Origin of the sequence: Streptomyces recifensis, from assembly GCF_002154615.1 — a bacterium.
Taxonomy (GTDB): domain Bacteria; phylum Actinomycetota; class Actinomycetes; order Streptomycetales; family Streptomycetaceae; genus Streptomyces; species Streptomyces griseoluteus.
This window is the reverse complement of record NZ_MUNH01000648.1, coordinates 1-1,339: the sequence shown is the minus strand read 5'-3', so window position 1 is coordinate 1,339 and position 1,339 is coordinate 1. Positions and strand designations below refer to the sequence as shown.

Annotated in this window: 1 protein-coding gene; it reads right to left on the bottom strand. The window is 75.9% G+C overall.

Translation table 11 applies throughout. The features are described 5' to 3' along the window. Positions 1-79: 79 nt before the first annotated feature. The gene (locus CCN33_RS27710) at positions 80-1,327 is read right to left on the bottom strand and encodes a hypothetical protein (protein WP_086696153.1); all 1,248 of its coding nucleotides are present in this window, start codon (positions 1,325-1,327) and stop codon (positions 80-82) included. Positions 1,328-1,339 lie beyond the last annotated feature (12 nt).

Here is a 1,339-nt window from a genome sequence, read left to right as displayed (position 1 = left end):
ACCTTGGCGGAGGGGCCCGCGCCCGGCCGGGCCCCTCCGCCAAGGTCGCCGTCCCGGTGCTGTTACTGGCGCTGGTCTGTTACGCCGTCGGCTTCTGGGCCCTGACCCGCGTCTGAGACCGCCGAGCCAGCAGCGTCCACGCCCCCAGCCCCAGCAGCAGCGCCGTACCGCCGCCCAGCCCGCCGTACGCCAGCACCCGCATCGTCGGATCACTGCCCCCGGTGCCCCTGCCCGGAGCCGGCCCCCAGTCGCCCGTGCTCACGGAGAAGAGGTCCGCCGGCTCGGTGCGCCCCCGGTACTTCGGGCCGGCGTGGGCGGTCCCGTCCAGCCGTACCCGGAGCGTCACTCCGAAGGGGCCCGTGCCGAAGGAGTCCGCCAGGCGTTCGCTGAGGTGCAGGACCACGTAGTAGTCCCCCGCGAACCGCACCCCGTTCTCGCCGCTCGGCACCGCATAGCGGTTGGCGTACTCCACCGGCGGGACCGGAGCCAGGGACACCGCGTGGCGGGTGCCGGTGTAGCCGAGGGCCGCGTCGTCCACGGGGGCGCGGGCCGGGTTGAGGAGGGAGAGGGTGAGGGCACCGCCGACGTAGCCTTGGCCGGTGGCGGCAGACAGTTCCGCGCCGGCGTGCACCTGGCGGCCCCAGTCGACCGGCACCCGGTAGAAGACGGTGTCGCCGGGGGCCAGGCGGGTGCGCCAGACACCCTGGCCGAGCAGGCGGGCGGAGGAGAAGCCCTCACCTCCCTTTCTCTCGCGCGGGGCGTCGCCGGGCGGCTGGGGCGTGGCGGAGTTCCAGGCGCCGGGCGGCGTGGTGGGGCCGGTGGCGGCGAGCCCCGGTTCGGTGGCGGGGGCCAGTTCCAGGTCCCAGCGGCCGGGGTCGGAGTTCTTGGCGTCCAGCCGCTCCACCAGGAGGTAGTACACGGCCGCGCTCTGGCACAGCGACTTGCCGGTGTCCCGCTGCCCGACGGCCGTGACGGGCCGGGGGCTGAGTCCGGCGCCGAAGGACGCGGAGGAGTAGAAGCAGGGGTTGCCGTCTGCGTCCTGGAGCGAGACCCGTATGCCGTCCGTGGCGGCGACGGTCGCGCCGCGCGGGGGGACGGCCGTGACCGGGACGTAGGCGTTCGCCGTGGCGGTGAGCGGGAGCCGGTAGTAGAGCCGGCCGTGCGCGGGGAGCGAGCTGCGGTAGGTGTGACCGGGCACCAGCGTCCGGGCCCCGGCGGTGTCCGGAGACCCGGCGAGGTTCTGGGCGCCCGGCGTGAAGGCGTATCCGTCCGGGGCGGCCACCGCGGGTGTCCCGGCGAGGGCCCACACCACGGCCCCCGCGCACAGCCCCCGTACCGC